Here is a 17253-nt window from a genome sequence, read left to right on the forward strand (position 1 = left end):
CAGTTGCTTCCGTCATTGCCCAAGTCCCGCGCCCGAACCTGTCGTTCAGAGGCGGGAGCCTCAAGTCCCGCTCTCTCGGCGGTTGTTCACTCCACCGCTGTCACCAGTACCGCCACCGTCGGGTGGTCCCGCAGTGCGGCGCCCACCGCCGTGCGGACCTCCCTCACCACGTCCAGGGTCCGCCGCCCGCTGCCCACCGCGAGGTCGACGCGGACATGGCGGCGGGGCAGCGCCGTGCCGTCGCCCGGCTGCTCCTCGATGTGCACCGCACGCCCCGCGCCGCCCAGCCCGCCGGTCGGCCGCAGCACGCCCGGCACACCCAGCGCGGCGGCGGTGACCCGGGCCGGCTCGTCCGGCTCCCCGCCCTCCGGCTCCCCGCCCTCCGGCTCCCCACCCTCCGGGGCCGGCCCGTGCGTGCCGCCGGCGTCCGCGTTCGCCCGTTCGGCCGCATCCACGTGATCGGATTCGGCGGGCCCGGGGGTGGTGCCGTGCGGGGGCTCGTCGAGCAGTTCCGTCACCCGCAGGTCCACGTCGACCGGTGGCAGGCCCAGCCGCTGCGAGGCCGCCGCGACCAGGGCCGCCCGCAGCCGGGACGCGACCGCCGGCAGCGGTTCGGTGCCCGCCGCCGCGAACTCCGCGGTCACCCGCAGCGGACCCGGCGGCAACGCGCCGGGAGGGGCCTTCACCTGGGGTTCCGGGTCCGCGTCGGGGTCGGCCGCCGCGATCCGGGTCGTGCCGAGCCGCACTCCCGTCACCTCCGCCGCCGCGTGCGCGAGCACCCCGCGCGCCGCCCGTTCCGTGATCCAGGCGCCGTCGCCCGGACCGCCCAGCGGCAGCAGCCTGCCGAGGCCCACCTGTTGCCGCACTGCTCTCGTCCACCCGTCCGCCGTCATTGCCCCAGCCTGCCGTATCGGCAGCGCGCTGCCGCGGAACCGCGCTTACGGTGGAAAAAGGACGACGACCGAAAGGGACGTGCGGCGATGAGTGACATGACCGAACAGACCAGGACCGGTGGCCCCGAGGGCGACACGGCGAACAAGGGCGGAGCGCAGCGGCGCGGCGGGGGAGCCCCCTCCTCGCGCGGGCGCACCACCATCGCCGACGGGGTCGTGGAGAAGATCGCGGGCCTCGCCGCCCGCGACGTCGTCGGCGTGCACGCCATGGGCGGCGGCATGGCCCGTACCTTCGGCGCCGTGCGCGACCGGGTGCCGGGCGGCTCCAAGTCGGTGACCCGCGGTGTCAAGGCCGAGGTCGGCGAGGTGCAGACCGCGCTCGACCTGGAGATCGTCGTGGACTACGGCGTGTCCATCGCCGACGTGGCCAAGAACGTGCGCGAGAACGTCGTCGCGGCCGTCGAGCGGATGACCGGCCTTGAGGTCGTCGAGGTCAACATCGCGGTCAGCGACGTCAAGCTGCCCGACGAGGAGGACGAGGACCCGGAACCCCGGATCCAGTGAGCCCCGCGGCGATCCTGGCCCGGCCGGGCCCACCGAACACGTTCATCCGAACTGCTGAAGCGCGGACCCGCTGGACCGCTGAGGGGCTGAGGAGCGCACCATGAGCATGGCCGTGATCGGCATGATCGCCGGGATGGCGCTCGGATTCGCCGGGTACTTCGGTGGGTTCGGCGCGTTTCTGCTGGTGGCGGCGCTCGGCGCCGTCGGGTTCGTCGTCGGGCGGCTGTTGGAGGGCGACCTCGAACTCGGCGACTTCTTCCGCTCGCGCGACGACCGCGACCGGCGGCGGTGACCCTTGAGCACCGATTCCGGCGAAGTGCGCAGGGCCGCGCGTGTCGCGGCGGCCGGGAGCGACTCCGCGGCGGGCGTCGCCCCCGGTGAGCGGGGCGCGACCCGGATCGCCGACCGGGTCGTGGCGAAGGTCGCCGCGCAGGCCGCGCGCGAGGCCCTCGCACCGCTGGCCTCGGGTGTCGCGCCGCCGCACGCCACCGTGGTCGTGCACCGCGACTCCGCCCGGGTCCGCGTCCTCGTGGAACTCGACTACCCCGGCGACATCGGCGCCCGCTGCGGCCGGGTGCGTTCCCAAGTCGTGCAGCGGGTAGGCGCGTTGGTGGGAATGGAAGTGCCGGAGGTCGCCGTCCAGGTGGAACGGCTGCACCTGTCACAGGCGCACCAAGCCGCACAGGGGAGGACGCGATGAGCGAGCCCTGGAGCACCGGGGACGGTGCCGCCGGAGGTGGCCCCACCAGGCCACTGCCGGTCATGGAGAAGTCGGACGGTCCGGATCCCGGCGGAGCCGCGGAACACCGTCCGGCCGCCCCGGACGCGGTCGCGCGCGGCCACCGGTTCTGGTCGGCGCGCCGGATCCCCGCCGGGATCGTCGCGCTGCTGCTGCTGGCGGCCGCCGGGCTGTTCCTCTACGACGTCGCCGCCGTGCGCGCGGGCCGCCCGACCATGTGGTGGCGCCGGAACCTCGCCCAGCAGCTCGCCGAGAAGCCCCTCGACGACACCGGGGTCCTCGTCGGCGCGGGCGTCGCCGCGGCCCTCGGCCTGTGGCTGCTGCTGCTCGCCCTCACCCCCGGACTGCGCAGGCTGCTGCCGATGGTGCGCACCGACGCCGACGTCCGCGCGGGACTGCACCGCGACGCCGCCGCGACGGTGCTGCGCGACCGGGCCATGGAGGTGGCCGGTGTGCAGAAGGTGCGCGTCAAGCTGCGGCGCCGCAGGGCCGACGTCCGGGCGCTGGCCCACTTCCGTGAACTCGACGACGTGCGCGGCGACCTGGACCTCACCATCGCCGACGCCGTCGACGGGCTCGGCCTCAGCCACCCGCCGAAGGCGCGCGTGCGCGTCGCCCGGCCCGGACGGAAGGGGTGACCGCGGTGCTCAAGAGCGTCAACCGCGTCCTGCTCGCCATCGTCGGACTCGTCCTGGTCGTCGCCGGGGGATCCGTGCTGGCCGTCGGCCTCGGCGTGAAGCCGCCCTCGTGGTGGATCTACGACAGCCGTCACGACGTCCTGCTCACCGAGGCCCGGCGCACCCGCTGGCGGGACGAGGGCTGGTGGTGGCCCGTGGTCATCGCCGTGCTCGCGGTCCTCGTCCTGCTCGCGCTGTGGTGGCTGGTGTCCGTGCTGCGCAGGCGCCGCCTGGCCGAGGTGCTCGTCGACACGGGCGACGGCGAGGGCGCGCTGCTGCGCGGCAGGGCCCTGGAGGCCGTGCTCGCCGACGAGGCGACCGGCCTGGACGGCGTGGAGCGCGCCCAGGTGCGGCTCACCGGCCGGCGCCGCGCCCCGACGTCCCGCGTACGGCTGCTGCTCGCGTCGCACCTGGACCCCGGCGCCGCCCTGGACCACCTCACCACCCACGCGCTCGCGCACGCCCGCGACTCGGCGAACCTCGGCTCGCTGCCGACCGAGGTGCGGTTAAAGGGTGTCAAGCACCGCGCGGAACGGGTGAGTTGACGACACGTCAGGTACGCGTTCGTGGGTGTGGCGCTGTCCCTCCGGCCGGAGGGACAGCGCCACACCCATGAACGGCGGACCTCAGAACCCGCGCAACGCCCCGCCGTCGACGGGCACCATCAGCCCGGTCAGGTACGAGGCGGAGGGCGAGAGCAGGAACGCCGCCGTGCGCCCGAACTCCTCCGGGGTGCCGTAACGCCGCAGCGGGATGCGGGACTCGCTCGCCGTCCGTGTCGCTCTCGGGTCCGCCGACAGACCGTCCAGCTCCCGCACCCGGTCGGTGTCGATGCGGCCCGGCAGCAGCCCGAAGACGCGGATGCCCCGCGGCCCGACCTCGTCCGCGAGCGACTTCGCGAACCCGGCGAGCCCGGGGCGCAGCCCGTTGGAGATGGTCAGACCCGCGATCGGCTCGCGCACCGAGCCGGACAGCACCAGCCCGACGACCCCGCCCTCGCCGAGTTCCGCGACGGCCGTGCGGGCCATCCGCACCGCCCCCAGGAACACCGATTCGAAGGCTGCCTGCCACTGCTCGTCCGTGGTGTCGGCGAGGAAACCGGCGGGCGGCCCGCCCACGCTGACGAGAATGCCGTCGAAGCGGCCGAACCGCTCACGGGCCGCGGCGACCAGCCGCCCGGCCGCGTCCGGGTCGGCGTTGTCGACCGCCACTCCGACCGCGTCGGGGCCCAGCGCCTCGGCCGCGTCCGCGGCCGTCTTCGCGTCCCGGCCGGTGACGACCACCTTCGCGCCGTCCGCGACGAGTTCGCGCGCGGTGGCGTTGCCGAGGCCGCGGGTGGCCCCGGTGACGACGTACACCCGGTCCTTCAGTCCAAGATCCATGCTCCCTATCCTGCCCCCTCGGCGCCGAAGAGGGTGAGGGCCGTGTTCACCAGACCGATGTGGCTGAACGCCTGCGGGAAGTTGCCGAGCTGCAGGCCGGTCGTCGGGTCGAACTCCTCGGCCAGCAGTCCCACGTCGTTGACCAGCCCCGCCAGCCGTTCGAACAGCTCCCGGGCCTCGACGGTGCGTCCGGTCATGTGCAGGGCGTCCGCCAGCCAGAACGAGCACACCAGGAAGGTGCCCTCGCCGCCCGGCAGCCCGTCCAGCGAGGTCGTCTCGGCGCTGTAGCGGCGCAGGTACCCGTCCTGGTCCAGCTCCGCGCGCACCGCGTCCACGGTGCCCACCACGCGCGGGTCGTCGGGCGGCAGGAAGCCGACACGGGGGATCAGCAGCAGCGAGGCGTCCAGTTCGCGTGAACCGTAGGACTGCGTGAACGTGTTGCGGGCGGCGTCGAAGCCCTCGCGGCACACCTCCTCGTGCACCTCGTCGCGCATCTCCCGCCAGGCCGCGACGTCGCCGGGCAGCCCCGGGTTCTCCTCCAGGGTGCGCACCGCCCGGTCGGCGGCGACCCACGCCATCACCTTCGAGTGCACGAAGTGCCGGCGCTCGCCGCGCACCTCCCACAGCCCCTCGTCGGGCCGCCGCCACGCGGTGCGCAGGAACTCCATCAGCTCGACCTGGAGGGCCCACACGTGCGGGCGCGCGGACAGACCCGCCCGGCGCGCCAGCCACAGCGAGTCCATCACCTCGCCGTACACGTCCAGTTGGAGCTGGTCCACGGCCGCGTTGCCGATCCGCACCGGTGCCGACCGGGCGAACCCCGGGAGCCACGGCAGCTCGAACTCGGGCAGCCTGCGCTCGCCGGACAGGCCGTACATGATCTGGAGGTCGGCCGGGTCGCCCGCGACCGCGCGCAGCAGCCAGTTGCGCCAGGACTCCGCCTCCTTGTGGTAGCCCGCCGACAGCAGGGCGCCCAGGGTGAGCGTGGAGTCGCGCAGCCAGCAGAAGCGGTAGTCCCAGTTGCGGACGCCGCCCAGTTCCTCCGGGAGGGACGCGGTGGGGGCGGCGACGATGCCGCCGGTCGGCTTGTAGGTCAGCGCCTTCAGCGTGATCAGGGAGCGCAGCACGACGTCCCGGTACGGACCCGCGTACCGGCAGCGGTCCGACCACGCGCGCCAGTCGGAGACGCTGCGGCTCAGCGCCTCGTACGGGTCGACGAGCTTGGGGCGCGGCCGGTGCGAGGGATGCCAGGTGAGGACGAAGGCGACCTTCTGGCCCGCCTCGACGGTGAACTCCGAGTGGGTGCCGAAGTCCTCGCCCCAGGTCCGCACCTCGGGTTCGCTGCGCAGCCACACCGAGTCCGGTCCCGCGACGGCGACCCGGTGGCCGTCCGAGCGGCGCATCCACGGCACCACCGACCCGTAGTCGAAGCGCAGCCGGATGGTGCTGCGCACGGTGACCCGGCCGCTGAGCCCCTCGACGATCCGGACGAGGTCGGGTGCCTTGTCGCGCTGGGGCATCAGGTCGGTGACCCGGACGGAGCCGTCCTCGGTGTCCCACTCGGTGTCCAGGACGAGGGTGTCGGGCCGGTAGCCGCGGCGGGTGCAGCGGTCGGCGCCGACGGGGGCGACGCGCCAGTGCCCGTTCTCCTCGCCGCCCAGCAGCCGCGCGAAGCAGGCACCGGAGTCGAAGCGGGGCAGGCACAGCCAGTCGACGGAACCGTCCTTGCCGATCAGCGCCGCGGTCTGCTCGTCGCCGACGAGCGCGTAGTCCTCGATACGGGGATGCACGGGTTGCCGGTTCCCGATGCGCGGCCGGGGCAACCAGGGCGTGCGGCCGGGTGGGTTAGCGGGGGACCCCGGAGGACTCCGGCGCGGCGTCCGGCTCGGCCTGCGCGTCCGGCCCGGCTCCGGTCCCGGCCTGCGCGGCGGCCTCCCGGTCGCGCCGCTCGCGCCGCACCAGGATCCACCAGCCCACCGGCACGGCGGCGGCGAACAGCCACCACTGGATCATGTACGCGTAGTTCAGCGGGGCGTCCTCGCTGCCCGGGTCGGAGATCTGTTCCGGGGAGCCGCCCTTCGCCTTCGGGGCGGTCTGCTCGATGTAACCGCCCAGCACGCGCGTGTGGAGGCGCTTGGCCTGCGCCGCGCTGTTGATCAGCATGATCTGGCGGTCCGGCAGGTCCTTGAGGTCCTTGATGCCGCTCGCCGCGGTGGTCTCGTCGGGCATCAGCCGCCCGGAGACGGTGACCTTGCCGGCCGGCGGTGCCGGGACCTTCGGGAAGGCGGTCTGCGCGCCGTTCGCCGGGATCCAGCCGCGGTTGACCAGCACGACGGTGCCGTCGGTGAGCGTGAACGGGGCCAGGACGTGGAAGCCCACCTCGCCGTCCTCGTTGACGCGACGGCGCACGACGACCTGTTCGGCGGTGTCGAAGGTGCCGGTCGCCGTGACGGTGCGGTACCGCTCCCGGCCGGTGACCGTGTGCCCGGGGGACGTCAGGTCCTCGACGGGCAGCGGCTTGGCGGACAGCGCGTCGGACACCAGCTGGTTGCGGGCGGTGCGCATCTCGTAGCGGTGCATCTGCCAGATGCCCAGCCTGATCATCGTGGGAATCAGCAGCAGGCCGATCAGGGTGAGGATCACCCACTGCCGGGACATCAGGAAGCGGTACACCCCACTGACGGTACCCGTCGTGGATCGGCCCCCGACGGGAGGGTCCCGCGGGGGCCGGGGCGGTTCCGGGCTCACACGTTGTCGACGACGCCCACCTTCCCCTCCGCCCGCGCGCAGTGCGCGCCGCAGAACCACTGACCGTCGACGTCCACTCCCTGACCGATGATCTGGACCCGGCAGTGTTCGCAGATGGGCGCCATACGGTGGATGGCGCAGGAAAAGCAGTCGAACACGTGCACATTGCCCTGCGCGTGCACCTCGAACGTCATGCCGTAGTCGTTGCCGCAGACTTCACATCTCGCCATGCGCCACAGGGTGCGGCGCGCGGCCCGGCGGGGCGAGCGGGCGCCGGGCGCGTCGTCCGTCAATCACCCGTACGTCGGTCCCGTACGCCGGTCCCGGGCGCGGGCTCAGCTCTCCGCGGCCGGGGCGACGTCCCGCAGGAGCTGGCCGAAGGCCGCCTCGTCGACGACCGGGGTGCCGAACTGGCGGGCCTTCACCACCTTCGAGGTGCCCGAGTCCGGGTCGTTGGTGACGAGGAGGCTGGTCAGCCGGGACAGGCTGGTCGCGACGTGCAGACCGGCCTCGGTTGCCCGGTCCTCCAGCAGTTCGCGCTCGACGGACGTGTCGCCCGAGAACGCGATGCGCATGCCCTGCCTGAGCGGCCTGCCGTCCTCGTAGCGGCCGGGGTTCGGGTAGGGGCACGCGGGCCGCTTGCGCGCGGGGCGCCAGCCGCCGCCCCCGTACCCCCCGCCCCCGTACCCGCCGGCCGGGCCGGCCTGGTGGCCGATCCGGGGCGCGGGGCGGTCCGACCACTCGGTCAGTGGCCGGCACTCGTGCAGCGGCAGCCGCACGCCGCCCGCCGCCGCCGCCCGCAGGCTCGGGCGGAACGCCTCGGCCAGCACGCGCGCGTCGTCGAGGGCGTGGTGCGCGCGCTGCTGAACGACCCCGAAGTGCGCGGCCAGGGTCTCCAGTTTGTGGTTGGGCAGGGGCAGCCGCAGTTCCTTGGAGAGCGCGATCGTGCACAGCCGCTGCCGCACCGGGGCCTCGCCCTGTGCGCGTGCGTACTCGCGGGCGATCATCTGCCAGTCGAAGACTGCGTTGTGCGCGACGAGCACCCGGCCGTCGAGGCGGGCGGCGAACTCCTCGGCGACGTCCCGGAACAGGGGCGCGCCGCGCAGCACCTGCGTGGTCAGCCCGTGGATCCACACGGGGCCGGGGTCCCGCTCCGGATTGACCAGGGTGTACCAGTGGTCCTCGACCTCGCCGCGCGCGTCCAGCCGGTAGACGGCGGCGGAGATGATCCGGTCGTCCCGGGCGAGCCCGGTGGTCTCCACGTCAACCACCGCGTATCCGCGGGGATACGCCTCCGGCCAGACGGTGGGGGACGACGCTTCGATCATGCGGTCTTCGAGCATGGTTCCTGAGGATACGGGCCGCGGCCGACACTCCGCGGCCCCAGGTCCCTTGCGGCAGGCGGATGTTCGGGCTGTTCGAATGTCGGAGATGGTGCGATCGATAAGGTTTTGGGCGTTTCGTGGTGTGCGTCCGCGCGGTGCGTCGCGCGCCGGCCCGGCGCCGGGTGGCGGCAACAGGCGCCGCTGCGGGCGGTGTTCGGCGCCGCGCGGAGGGCGGGCGTCAACGCGCCCCGCACGGGCGGCGGTTGAGGGGCCGACGGACCGGTGCGCGAACGCGGTCCACCGCCCGCCGCCGACGCGCGGCGTGCCCCGCACCGGGGCCGGGGCGGGGGTGAGAGTCTCCCGCTGTGAACACACCGAAGGATCCCGGCGCCCCCGGCACGCAGGACGGGCGCGCGTCCCACGACGAGGCGCACGGCGGCGCGCTCGCCTCCCGGCTGAACTGGCTGCGCGCGGCGGTCCTCGGCGCCAACGACGGCATCGTGTCGACCGCCGGACTCGTCGTCGGTGTGGCCGGCGCCACCGGGAGCCGTTCCGCGCTGCTGACGGCCGGGCTCGCCGGGCTGCTCGCCGGCTCCCTGTCGATGGCCGCGGGGGAGTACGTCTCCGTCTCCACCCAGCGCGACTCGGAGCAGGCCGCGCTGGACCTGGAGCGACAGGAGCTGCGTGACCGGCCCGAGGCCGAACTCGCGGAACTGGCCGACCTGTTGGCCGAACGCGGGCTTTCGCGCGAGGTGGCGCGAGAGGCCGCCGAGCAGCTGACGGCACGCGACTCCCTGCGGGCGCACGCACGCGTGGAGCTCGGCATCGACCCGGACGACCTCACCAACCCCTGGCACGCGGCCTGGGCGAGCTTCCTCGCCTTCACGGCCGGCGCGCTGCTGCCGCTGCTCGCGATCGTGCTGCCGCCGGCCGGCGCCCGCGTGCCGGTGACCGTGGGCTGCGTCCTCGCGGCGCTCGTCCTCACCGGCTGGAGCAGCGCCCGCCTCGGCTCGGCGCGGCCGGGGCCGGCCGTCCTGCGCAACGCGGCCGGCGGCGCGCTCGCCATGGCGGTGACGTACGGGGCGGGTGCCCTGCTGGGGGCCTTCGGCGCCTGAGGCCGGGGAGCGGGGAGGTTTCCGCAGCTCGGGGACCCCCTCGGCGCGCGGGGCGCGGTTCTCGGCGTACCGTGAAACGAACCCCTGTCCGTTTTCTTTCAGGTCCTCCCGGGGGTGGACCGTCGAAGCCGAACGTCGTACGAGAAGGAACCGTCATGCGCGCCACCACCATCCACGCCCCGTTCGACATGCGCGTGGAGGACGTGCCAGAGCCGGTGGTGCAGCTGCCGACGGACGCCGTCGTGCGCGTGCTGCGCGCCTGCATCTGCGGCAGCGACCTGTGGGCCTACCGCGGTGAGGCCGCCCGGCAGCCCGGCCAGCGGATCGGCCACGAGTTCCTCGGCGTCGTCGAGGAGACCGGCGCCGAGGTCGGCACCGTGCGGCGCGGGGACCTGGTCGTCGCCCCGTTCATGTGGTCCGACGGAGTCTGCGACTACTGCCGCGAGGGTCTCACCACCTCCTGCGAGCACGGCGGCTTCTGGGGCTCGGTCGGCTACGACGGCGGCCAGGGCGAGGCCGTGCGCGTGCCCTTCGCCGACGGCACCCTCGTCGGGCTCCCCAAGGACGCGGCGTCCGACGAGCACCTGCTCACCTCGCTGCTGACCCTCTCCGACGTGCTCGGCACCGGCCACCACGCGGCGCTGGGCGCCGGTGCCCGGCCGGGTGCGACCGTCGCCGTCGTCGGTGACGGCGCCGTCGGCCTGTGCGCCGTGCTGGCCGCCAAGCGGCTCGGCGCCGAGCGGATCATCGCGCTGGGGCGCCACGAGGCGCGCACCGACATCGCGCGCCGCTTCGGTGCCACCGACGTCGTCGCGGAGCGCGGGGAGGCGGCGGTCGCCGCGGTCCGCGAACTGACCCGCGGCCAGGGCGCCCACGCGGTGGTGGAGGCCGTCGGCACCGAGCAGTCGATGGGCACCGCCATCGGCATCACCCGGGACGGCGGCGCCGTCGGCTTCGTCGGCGTGCCGCACGGCAGCGGCACGGGCGTGGACCTCGGCACCATGTTCAACCGCAACATCGCGCTGCGCGGCGGCGTCGCCCCGGTACGCGCGTACATCCCGGAACTGCTGCCCTCCATCCTCGACGGCACGATCGACCCGTCCCCGGTCTTCGACCTGACGGTCGGCCTCGAAGGCGTCCCGGACGGCTACAAGGCGATGGACCAGCGCACGGCACTGAAGGTGCTGGTCACGAACGGCTGACCCGGAGCCGGGGCCGGGCCCCGGAGGGCGGGACGCGGGGGCGTCCGGCACGGCGGGTCTCCCGTCGTGCGCGGGCGTGTGCGGACCGCCGGGGCCGTGGGCAGACACGGAGGTCGGCGCCCGGCGCACCCGATGAGCCGTGCGGACGGGAGGGTCGCGCCGGGCGCCGGTTGCCGTTGGTGCGGGGGACGGTGCCGGGTGCGGCACGGTCGTTCTGGGGCGGGGTCGTGACGCGTGCGCGTGTCCGGCGGCGGTGCGTGTGCGGGGTGTGGGCGGCGCGCGCCGGCACCGCCGCCCCGCCCCGTTCCGCTTCAGGTGTGAACCACCGCCGTCCGGCGGTCAGTTGACGCCCTGCGGTACGCAGGCGCGCGCCGTCGTTCTCGTCTACCGTGCGGGCAGCGGCAGTGCCGTGAGCAGGCCCGAGAGGGCCACCGCCACGCCCAGTGCGGCGATCTCCGCGCGGGCGGGGGCGTACGCGGTCAGCGGGGTCCGGGCCGTCGGCAGGTCCGGCGGCGGTGCCGTGTCCGGTGCGGCGGGGCCGCCCCGTTCCGCCGCACCGGTGGCTCGTCGCAGCCGCCCGCGTGCCGCGAGGGCGAGCAGCGCCGCCGCCGCCACCAGGAGCACCTTCGCGAGCAGGGCCCGGCCGTAGGCCGTCGTGGCCAGGTGGTCCAGGAGGGTTCCGGACGGCATGCGGCGCAGGGTGCTGCACACGCCGGTCGCGGTGACCGCCGCGAACAGGGCGGCGGCCACGCGCGCGTACCGGCCCAGCAGCGCGGCCCCCGCCGTTCCCGCGCTCCGCCAGCGGCGCAGGACCCGCAGGGCGTGCAGCAGGCCGCCCGTCCACAGGGCCGCGCAGGTCAGGTGGACCAGCGTCAGCAGGGAACCGGCCGGCGCGAAGTACTCGGCGGGCGGGTGGGCGCGCAGCGCCTCGGCCACGATCACCGCCGCCAGCGGCCAGAGCCGGGTGCCCGGCCGCCGGGACAGCGCGCACAGGCCGGCCACCAGGAACGCGTTGACCTCGAACAGGGCGAGCAGTCCGTCCCGGGTCCGGCGCAGGCCGCCCACGTCCATGCCGGTGAGGTGGTGGGTGACGTGGTGGGTGACGGGACTGCCCGACGCGACCTCCAGGGCGAGCCCGAGCGCGGCGAGGAATCCCACGCCGAGCGCGTACGGGGTCCAGTCGCGCGGACGGTCCGCCGGGGCGCCGGGCAGCCCCCGTGCCAGCCGTTCCACGAACAGTTCGCCCAGCGGGACGGCCAGCGCGGCGAACAGGGCGGTGCGCAGCAGGGCCACGCCCGCCGTGCCGGGCGCTGCCGTCTCGCCGGTGCCGTGCAGTGCGGCGGCCGGCCCCAACAGCGGGATCAGGGCGCCGACGGCGAGCAGCGCGAGGACGGTGAGGGCCCGGCCGGTACCGGGACGGCGGACGGCGCGGCCCGCACAGGCCGCTTCGGCGGTCGGTCGTAGCAACGTCACCAAATGATCTTCACCGGCCACTCCGCGGGGCGGCAACCGCGACGCGGCGACCGGGCGGCGGCCGTTCGCCGCCCGGTCGCGCGCTCAGGCCCAGGCGGGCCGGTCCGCTCCCGGGCGGCCCGGCGGGCGGGCCCAGTCGTCCGGGCCGCCGTCGAAGGCGACCGGCGGGCGGGCGTACCGCAGCTCGCCGAGCGGGCTCGGGCGACCGGTGGCCGTCAGCCAGGGGTCCGCCGCCGTGTACGGGGCGCCCTCCTCGACGGGGCCGTCCGGCGCGTCCGGCACACGGTCGGTGTCGTCCGTCAGCCAGGCCGCCGTCCGGGCGAGGACGGCCCCGGCGAAGCGGCTACCGCCGTCGTACGACTGTTCGGTGAGCGCGCGCAGCACGGCCGCCGCCAGCAGATGGCCCGTGCCGTGGTCGAGCGCCTGCGCGGGGAGGGCTCCGGGTTCCGCGGCCGACCCCTCGGTGACGGCGATGCCGGTGGCGGCCTGCACGAGGCTGTCGAAGCCGCGCCGTCCGGCCCACGGGCCGTCGTCGCCCCACGCGGACAGGCGCGCGACGACCACTCCGGGCCTGCGTTCGGCGAGCGCCTCGGGGGAGAGACCGAAGCGGTCGAGGGCGCCGGGCCGGTACCCGGTGATCACGACGTCCGCCGCCGACAGCAGTTCCTCGAACACGGCGCGGTCCGTGCCGAGGTCCACGGTGGCCGACCGCTTCCCGAAGCCGGTGTCCGCGTGCTGGTCGGCGATCTCGGGCAGCCAGGCCGGGTCGAGCCGCAGCACGTCGGCGCCGAGCAGGGCGAGGGTGCGGGTGGCGACCGGCCCGGCGATCACCCGGGTCAGGTCCAGCACCCGGATGCCGGCGGCGGGCAGCAGCGGCCGTCCGTCGCGCGGTGCGTCGAGGGGCGGGAGCACCCGGGCGGGCGCGTCGTCCAGGCGGCGCCGTTCGAGGAGCGGCAGGCCGGCCACCGCGACGCCCTGCGGGTGCGCGGCCCACTCCGGCGCGGTGCGCAGCGCCACGGCGAGACCGCCGGCGCCGGACACGCTCTCCTCGATCTCCTCCGCCCCGCGCACGGCGATGCGCGCCGCGACGGTCTCGGGCGACGCGTCGGCGGGCAGACCGAGCACCGTCAGCAACCGGGCGCGGTGGTGCGGGTAGTTGGCGTGGGTGCGCACCCAGCCGTCCGACGTGCGCCAGAAGCGCGACAGCGGTGCGAACGACCGAGGTGCCCGCCCGTCCACGCGCAGGTGGCGTTCGCTGGTGAAGGCGGTGGCGACGGCCCCGTCGTCCACGCGTACCGCGGGCGCGTGGGGCAGCGAGGCGCGCAGCGCGGTCAACTCCGCTGCGGCCAGGGCGCATCCGGCGACGCAGGCCCGCGCGGTCTCCCGTACGGGCAGCCGTGCCGCCAGCGCTCCGGGGCGCCGCAGGGTCCGTACGCGCGCGAGGAGGGAGGGGTCGCCGCCCAGGGCGGCCCAGGCCGATCCGGTCTTCTTGGTGTCCGACATGGTCCCCACGGTGCCCGATGCATTGCGCGTCCGGTCGCGCGGGGCCGCGGGCGCGGCGCGCGCGAACGGCACCGGCCCGGACGCCGTCGTGGACGTCCGGGCCGGCGCGCAGCCAACTCGCCTACTGGAGGGCCTACTTGGTGACCGCGTCCAGGGCGTCGGCCGTGCCGTGGCCGTAGAAGGCGTTGTACTTCTTCGAGCCCGTGCACACCGCGTCGACCGTGCCGTCGCCGTCGATGTCGTACGGGTTGCCGCACGGCGTGGCGTCCGCCTCCGCGTACAGCAGCGCCTTCACCAGGGCGGCGGAGGCGTGCGGGTGGGTCGACTTGATCAGCGCGGCGACGCCGACGACGTGCGGTGTCGCCATCGACGTACCGGCCATGTAGCCCCAACTGCCGCCGGGCAGCGGGCCGAGGATCAGGCCGCTGGTCGCGGGCGGGGCGGGCGTCTGGTACGCCGTGGAGTCGCCGCCGGGTGCGGCGATGTCGACGACGCCCAGGCCGTAGTTGGAGAACGACGACTTCAGGTCCTTGGCGCCGGTTGCCGAGACGGTCACCACGCCCGGCAACTGGGTCGGTATGTCAAGGCACTTGGAGGGGTCGATGACCCGGTCCGAGGGGGTGCCGTCGTTCGGGGAGACCGGGTCGGTGATCGAGTCGGCGGCGAGGTCGTAGCTCTCGTTGCCGGCCGCCGCGACGTTGACCGTGCCCTTGCTCTCCGCGTACAGGGAGGCCCGGGTGATGGCCGAGACCAGGGCCTTCTGGTCGGGGTCCGTCGTGCAGTTGAAGTACCAGGGGTCGGTGTAGTAGCTGTTGTTGGTGACGTCGATGTCGTGGGTCGCCGCCCACATGAAGCCGCAGACCACGGCCTCCGTGTAGAAGTACCCGGCGGTCGTCGCGACCTTGATGCCGGCGACCTTCACGCCGGGTGCGACGCCCGTGACGCCGACGCCGTTCTTGGCCGCGGCGATCTCCCCGGCCACGTGCGTGCCGTGCGGGCTCTCCTCGGCGGTCGGCCGCCAGGAGCCGTACGTGGTGTCGGCCTTGCCGCTGACGCAGTTCGCGGACTGCGACGCCGAGAAGTTGGGCGCGATGTCCGGGTGGGTGTCGTCGACGCCGGTGTCGATCACGCCGACCGTGACCTTGCGGCTGCCGAGCGTCTTCTCGTGCGCCTTGTCCGCCTTGATGGCGGGCAGGTCCCACTGCAACGGCTCCAACGGGTCCTGCCCCGCGGCGGCCTCGGCCCCGGCCGACGCGATCTGCTCGGCGGTCAGCGCCTTCGGGGTGCCGACGTCGGTGGTCGACTGGGCCGGCAGCGGCGCGTTGCGGGTGGCACCCGCGGAGTCGACACCGGGCACCCGGCGCAGCGCGGCGGCGAAGCCCGCGTTGGAGGAGTGGACGACGATCACGCCGATCTTGTCGTACGACGTCACGATCGTGCCGCCGGACCGGGCGATCGCCTGCTTCACACGGGACGAGACCCCGTGTCCCGGGTGGACGTTGACGACGTAGCTCAGCGGGGTGCCGTCGCTCACGGTCGGCGCCGCCGCGGGTTCCGCCGCGGTGGCGGAGGTGCCGGGCAGGAAGGCGAGGGCTGCGGCCACCGCCAGTCCGACCGGGAGGGCGAGGGCGCGCCGGTGGCGCGGGTGGGGCGCGGTCATGTGTCTGGTTCTCCGATTCGTTCGCGTGACGGGCGGGCCGTGCGGGAGATCTCGGTGAAGTCCGTTGCCGCGTGCGGCGGTCGGCCGGGCTACTTGACCGCGCGCAGGGCGTCGACGATGCCGGCGCCGTAGAAGCCGTTGAGGTGCTTGCCGCCGGCGCACGTCGCGTCGACGACGCCGTCGCCGTCCCCGTCGTACGGGGCGGTGGGGCAACCCGGGTTGTCCGCCTGCGCCTTGAGCAGTGCCTGCAACCGGGCGGGGGTGGCGCGCGGGTGCTCGGACTTCAGCAGCGCGGCCACGGCGGCGACGTGCGGGGTGGCCATCGACGTGCCCTGGAGCCAGCCGTACTGGTTGCCCGGGAGGGTGGAGAGGATGCGGCCGTTGGCGGAGGGGGTGTCGGGTATCTGGTACTTGTCGCCGCCCGGCGCCGCGACGTCGATCACCCCGAGGCCGTAGCTGGAGTAGTACGACTTGGCACCCTGCACACCGGTCGCCGAAACGGTGACCACGCCGGGCAACTGGGTCGGTATGTCGAGGCACTTGTGCGGGTCGACGGTACGGGTGACCGCTGTCGAGTCGTCCGGGCTCGACTCGTCGACGAGGGCGTCGGAGTCGAGGTCGTCGTTGGAGTTGCCGGCCGCGGCGACGTTGAGGGTGCCCTTGTGCTGCGCGTACAGCTGCGCCCTGTTGACGGCGTCCAGGATGGCGCGCTGGTCGGGGTCGTCGGAGCAGTTGTAGAGCCAGGGGTCCACGTAGTAGCTGTTGTTGGTGATCTCCACGCCGTGGTCGGCGGCGAACACGAAGGCGCACACGACGCTCTCCGGATAGAAGAGCTGCCCGGCGTCGGGCTGCGCCACGGTGATGGACGAGACCTTCACGCCCGGGGCGACGCCCGCGACGCCGATGCCGTTGCGGGCGGCGGCTATCTCACCGGCGACGTGCGTGCCGTGGTAGTGGTCGGCGTCCACCGGCCGCCAGGAGCCGTACGTGGTGTCGGCCTTGCCGCTGACGCAGTTCGCGGACTGCGACGCCGAGAAGTTGGGCGCGATGTCCGGGTGGGTGTCGTCGACGCCGGTGTCGATGATGCCCACGGTCACCGAGCGGCTGCCGGGGTCGATGCGGGCGGCCTTGTCGGCGCCGATGGCCCGCAGGTCCCACTGGTCCGACTCCAGCGGCTCCGCGCCCGAAGTGGTGCTCCGCGCGGCCGCCTTGGCGGCCTCGCCCGCGGACAGGTACTGCACCGCACCCTCGTCGGTGGTGCCCGTGGCGGCCAGCGGCGCGGTACGGGTGGCGCCCGCCGACACGACGCCGCGCACCGCGCGCAGCCGGGCGCCGAAGTCCGGGTTCGCGGAGTGCGCGACGATCACGCCGATCTTCTCGTACGTGACGACGACGGTGCCGCCGGCCGCGGTGACCGCCTTCCTCACCGACTCGATCGTGCGGTGGTCCAGGCGGGTGTTGACGACGTAGGCCAGTTCGGGCCCGTCCGCGGCCGTCACCGCGGAGGTGTCGTACGGGACGGCCGAGGCCGCGGCGGGCAGCAGGCCGAGCGACGCGGTCAGCGACAGCACGACGGGTACGGCGAGCGCGATTCCTCGTCTGGAACGCAGATGAGCCATGGGGTCTCCACATCATCCGGATACGAAACAGCCCGAGACTCCGACGGGGCTCGGGCAGGTACATGACGAGTGGTGCAGGGCCAAGCTATCCGTCCGTCCCGGCGGCCAAACAGGGCGCGGAGCACACGAGTTGAGAACGACTCCCGAAAGAACGCGCGGGAGTTGAACCGGTCCGCGGGCCGCGCCGTGACCTCGAACAGGGGGACCGGGGACGTTCGAGCCCCCTGTCGAATCACGCAATGGAGCCTTAACATCGCGCCCAGTAACGTGATCCACGTCACCCGCAGGGTGCGGGCCGTCCTGTCCGCACCCCGCACCGTCCTGTCCCCGACCGACCGGTCAACCGCCCAGCC

17 protein-coding genes are annotated in these 17253 nt (G+C 74.5%); 7 read left to right on the forward strand and 10 right to left on the reverse strand.

What is annotated here, in order from left to right; all coding sequences use genetic code 11:
- Window positions 1–86: 86 nt before the first annotated feature.
- Entirely contained in the window at window positions 87–893 is an 807-nt protein-coding gene (locus ACFZA0_RS05440; protein ID WP_391011573.1) for a nucleopolyhedrovirus P10 family protein, read from the reverse strand.
- 87 nt (window positions 894–980) lie between these two features.
- On the opposite strand from ACFZA0_RS05440, the gene ACFZA0_RS05445 reads away from it, so the two are divergent.
- The 5 genes from ACFZA0_RS05445 to amaP all read left to right on the forward strand — a co-directional run bounded on the left by ACFZA0_RS05445 (window position 981) and on the right by amaP (window position 3418).
- Window positions 981–1457: an Asp23/Gls24 family envelope stress response protein gene (locus tag ACFZA0_RS05445; protein WP_391011576.1), complete on the forward strand. Its 477-nt coding sequence runs from the start codon at window positions 981–983 to the stop codon at window positions 1455–1457.
- 100 nt (window positions 1458–1557) lie between these two features.
- Complete coding sequence (locus ACFZA0_RS05450; protein WP_391011579.1) at window positions 1558–1749, forward strand: hypothetical protein; 192 nt, start codon at window positions 1558–1560, stop codon at window positions 1747–1749.
- A gap of 24 nt (window positions 1750–1773) precedes the next feature.
- Window positions 1774–2157 (forward strand): hypothetical protein, encoded by a 384-nt coding sequence (locus ACFZA0_RS05455; protein ID WP_391011854.1) that lies wholly within the window; start codon window positions 1774–1776, stop codon window positions 2155–2157.
- Entirely contained in the window at window positions 2154–2834 is a 681-nt protein-coding gene (locus tag ACFZA0_RS05460; RefSeq protein ID WP_391011582.1) for a DUF6286 domain-containing protein, read from the forward strand. The genes ACFZA0_RS05455 and ACFZA0_RS05460 overlap by 4 nt, the downstream gene beginning before the upstream one ends.
- The gene (amaP, locus tag ACFZA0_RS05465) at window positions 2831–3418 is read left to right on the forward strand and encodes an alkaline shock response membrane anchor protein AmaP (RefSeq protein ID WP_391011584.1); all 588 of its coding nucleotides are present in this window, start codon (window positions 2831–2833) and stop codon (window positions 3416–3418) included. Before ACFZA0_RS05460 ends, amaP begins: the two co-directional genes overlap by 4 nt.
- Before the next feature lie 81 nt (window positions 3419–3499).
- Here the strand turns inward: amaP and ACFZA0_RS05470 are convergent, their stop codons facing one another.
- The 5 genes from ACFZA0_RS05470 to ACFZA0_RS05490 form a co-directional block, all read right to left on the reverse strand.
- Window positions 3500–4255 carry an SDR family oxidoreductase gene (locus tag ACFZA0_RS05470; RefSeq protein WP_391011586.1) on the reverse strand — a complete coding sequence of 252 codons (756 nt, stop codon included), beginning with the start codon at window positions 4253–4255 and terminating at the stop codon, window positions 3500–3502.
- Window positions 4256–4260: 5 nt separating this feature from the next.
- Window positions 4261–6045, reverse strand: a complete 1785-nt coding sequence (locus ACFZA0_RS05475; protein ID WP_391011588.1) for a glycoside hydrolase family 15 protein — start codon at window positions 6043–6045, stop codon at window positions 4261–4263.
- Between the two features lie 55 nt (window positions 6046–6100).
- Window positions 6101–6928: an SURF1 family cytochrome oxidase biogenesis protein gene (locus ACFZA0_RS05480; RefSeq protein WP_391011591.1), complete on the reverse strand. Its 828-nt coding sequence runs from the start codon at window positions 6926–6928 to the stop codon at window positions 6101–6103.
- A 71-nt stretch (window positions 6929–6999) separates the two neighbouring features.
- On the reverse strand, window positions 7000–7233 hold the full coding sequence (locus ACFZA0_RS05485; protein ID WP_391011595.1) for a hypothetical protein: 234 nt from the start codon (window positions 7231–7233) through the stop codon (window positions 7000–7002).
- 105 nt (window positions 7234–7338) lie between these two features.
- Entirely contained in the window at window positions 7339–8346 is a 1008-nt protein-coding gene (locus tag ACFZA0_RS05490) for a DEDDh family exonuclease (RefSeq protein ID WP_391011598.1), read from the reverse strand.
- Between the two features lie 347 nt (window positions 8347–8693).
- On the opposite strand from ACFZA0_RS05490, the gene ACFZA0_RS05495 reads away from it, so the two are divergent.
- Together ACFZA0_RS05495 and ACFZA0_RS05500 are read left to right on the forward strand one after the other, a co-directional pair.
- Window positions 8694–9443, forward strand: a complete 750-nt coding sequence (locus ACFZA0_RS05495; RefSeq protein WP_391011601.1) for a VIT1/CCC1 transporter family protein — start codon at window positions 8694–8696, stop codon at window positions 9441–9443.
- Window positions 9444–9598: 155 nt separating this feature from the next.
- A complete protein-coding gene (locus ACFZA0_RS05500) occupies window positions 9599–10645 on the forward strand; it encodes a zinc-binding dehydrogenase (protein ID WP_391011603.1) in 1047 nt (348 codons plus the stop codon).
- A gap of 384 nt (window positions 10646–11029) precedes the next feature.
- Here ACFZA0_RS05500 and ACFZA0_RS05505 read toward each other — a convergent pair whose 3' ends face one another.
- The 4 genes from ACFZA0_RS05505 to ACFZA0_RS05520 all read right to left on the reverse strand — a co-directional run bounded on the left by ACFZA0_RS05505 (window position 11030) and on the right by ACFZA0_RS05520 (window position 16900).
- Window positions 11030–12118 (reverse strand): CopD family protein, encoded by a 1089-nt coding sequence (locus tag ACFZA0_RS05505; protein WP_391011606.1) that lies wholly within the window; start codon window positions 12116–12118, stop codon window positions 11030–11032.
- An 84-nt stretch (window positions 12119–12202) separates the two neighbouring features.
- A complete protein-coding gene (locus ACFZA0_RS05510) occupies window positions 12203–13621 on the reverse strand; it encodes a CoA transferase (RefSeq protein ID WP_391011609.1) in 1419 nt (472 codons plus the stop codon).
- A 133-nt stretch (window positions 13622–13754) separates the two neighbouring features.
- The gene (locus ACFZA0_RS05515) at window positions 13755–15281 is read right to left on the reverse strand and encodes a S8 family serine peptidase (RefSeq protein ID WP_391011612.1); all 1527 of its coding nucleotides are present in this window, start codon (window positions 15279–15281) and stop codon (window positions 13755–13757) included.
- Between the two features lie 89 nt (window positions 15282–15370).
- Window positions 15371–16900, reverse strand: coding sequence for a S8 family serine peptidase (locus ACFZA0_RS05520; protein WP_391011615.1), 1530 nt, complete (start codon window positions 16898–16900; stop codon window positions 15371–15373).
- Window positions 16901–17253 lie beyond the last annotated feature (353 nt).

It is taken from the genome of Streptomyces sp. NPDC008150 (assembly GCF_042956945.1).
Lineage (GTDB): Bacteria > Actinomycetota > Actinomycetes > Streptomycetales > Streptomycetaceae > Streptomyces.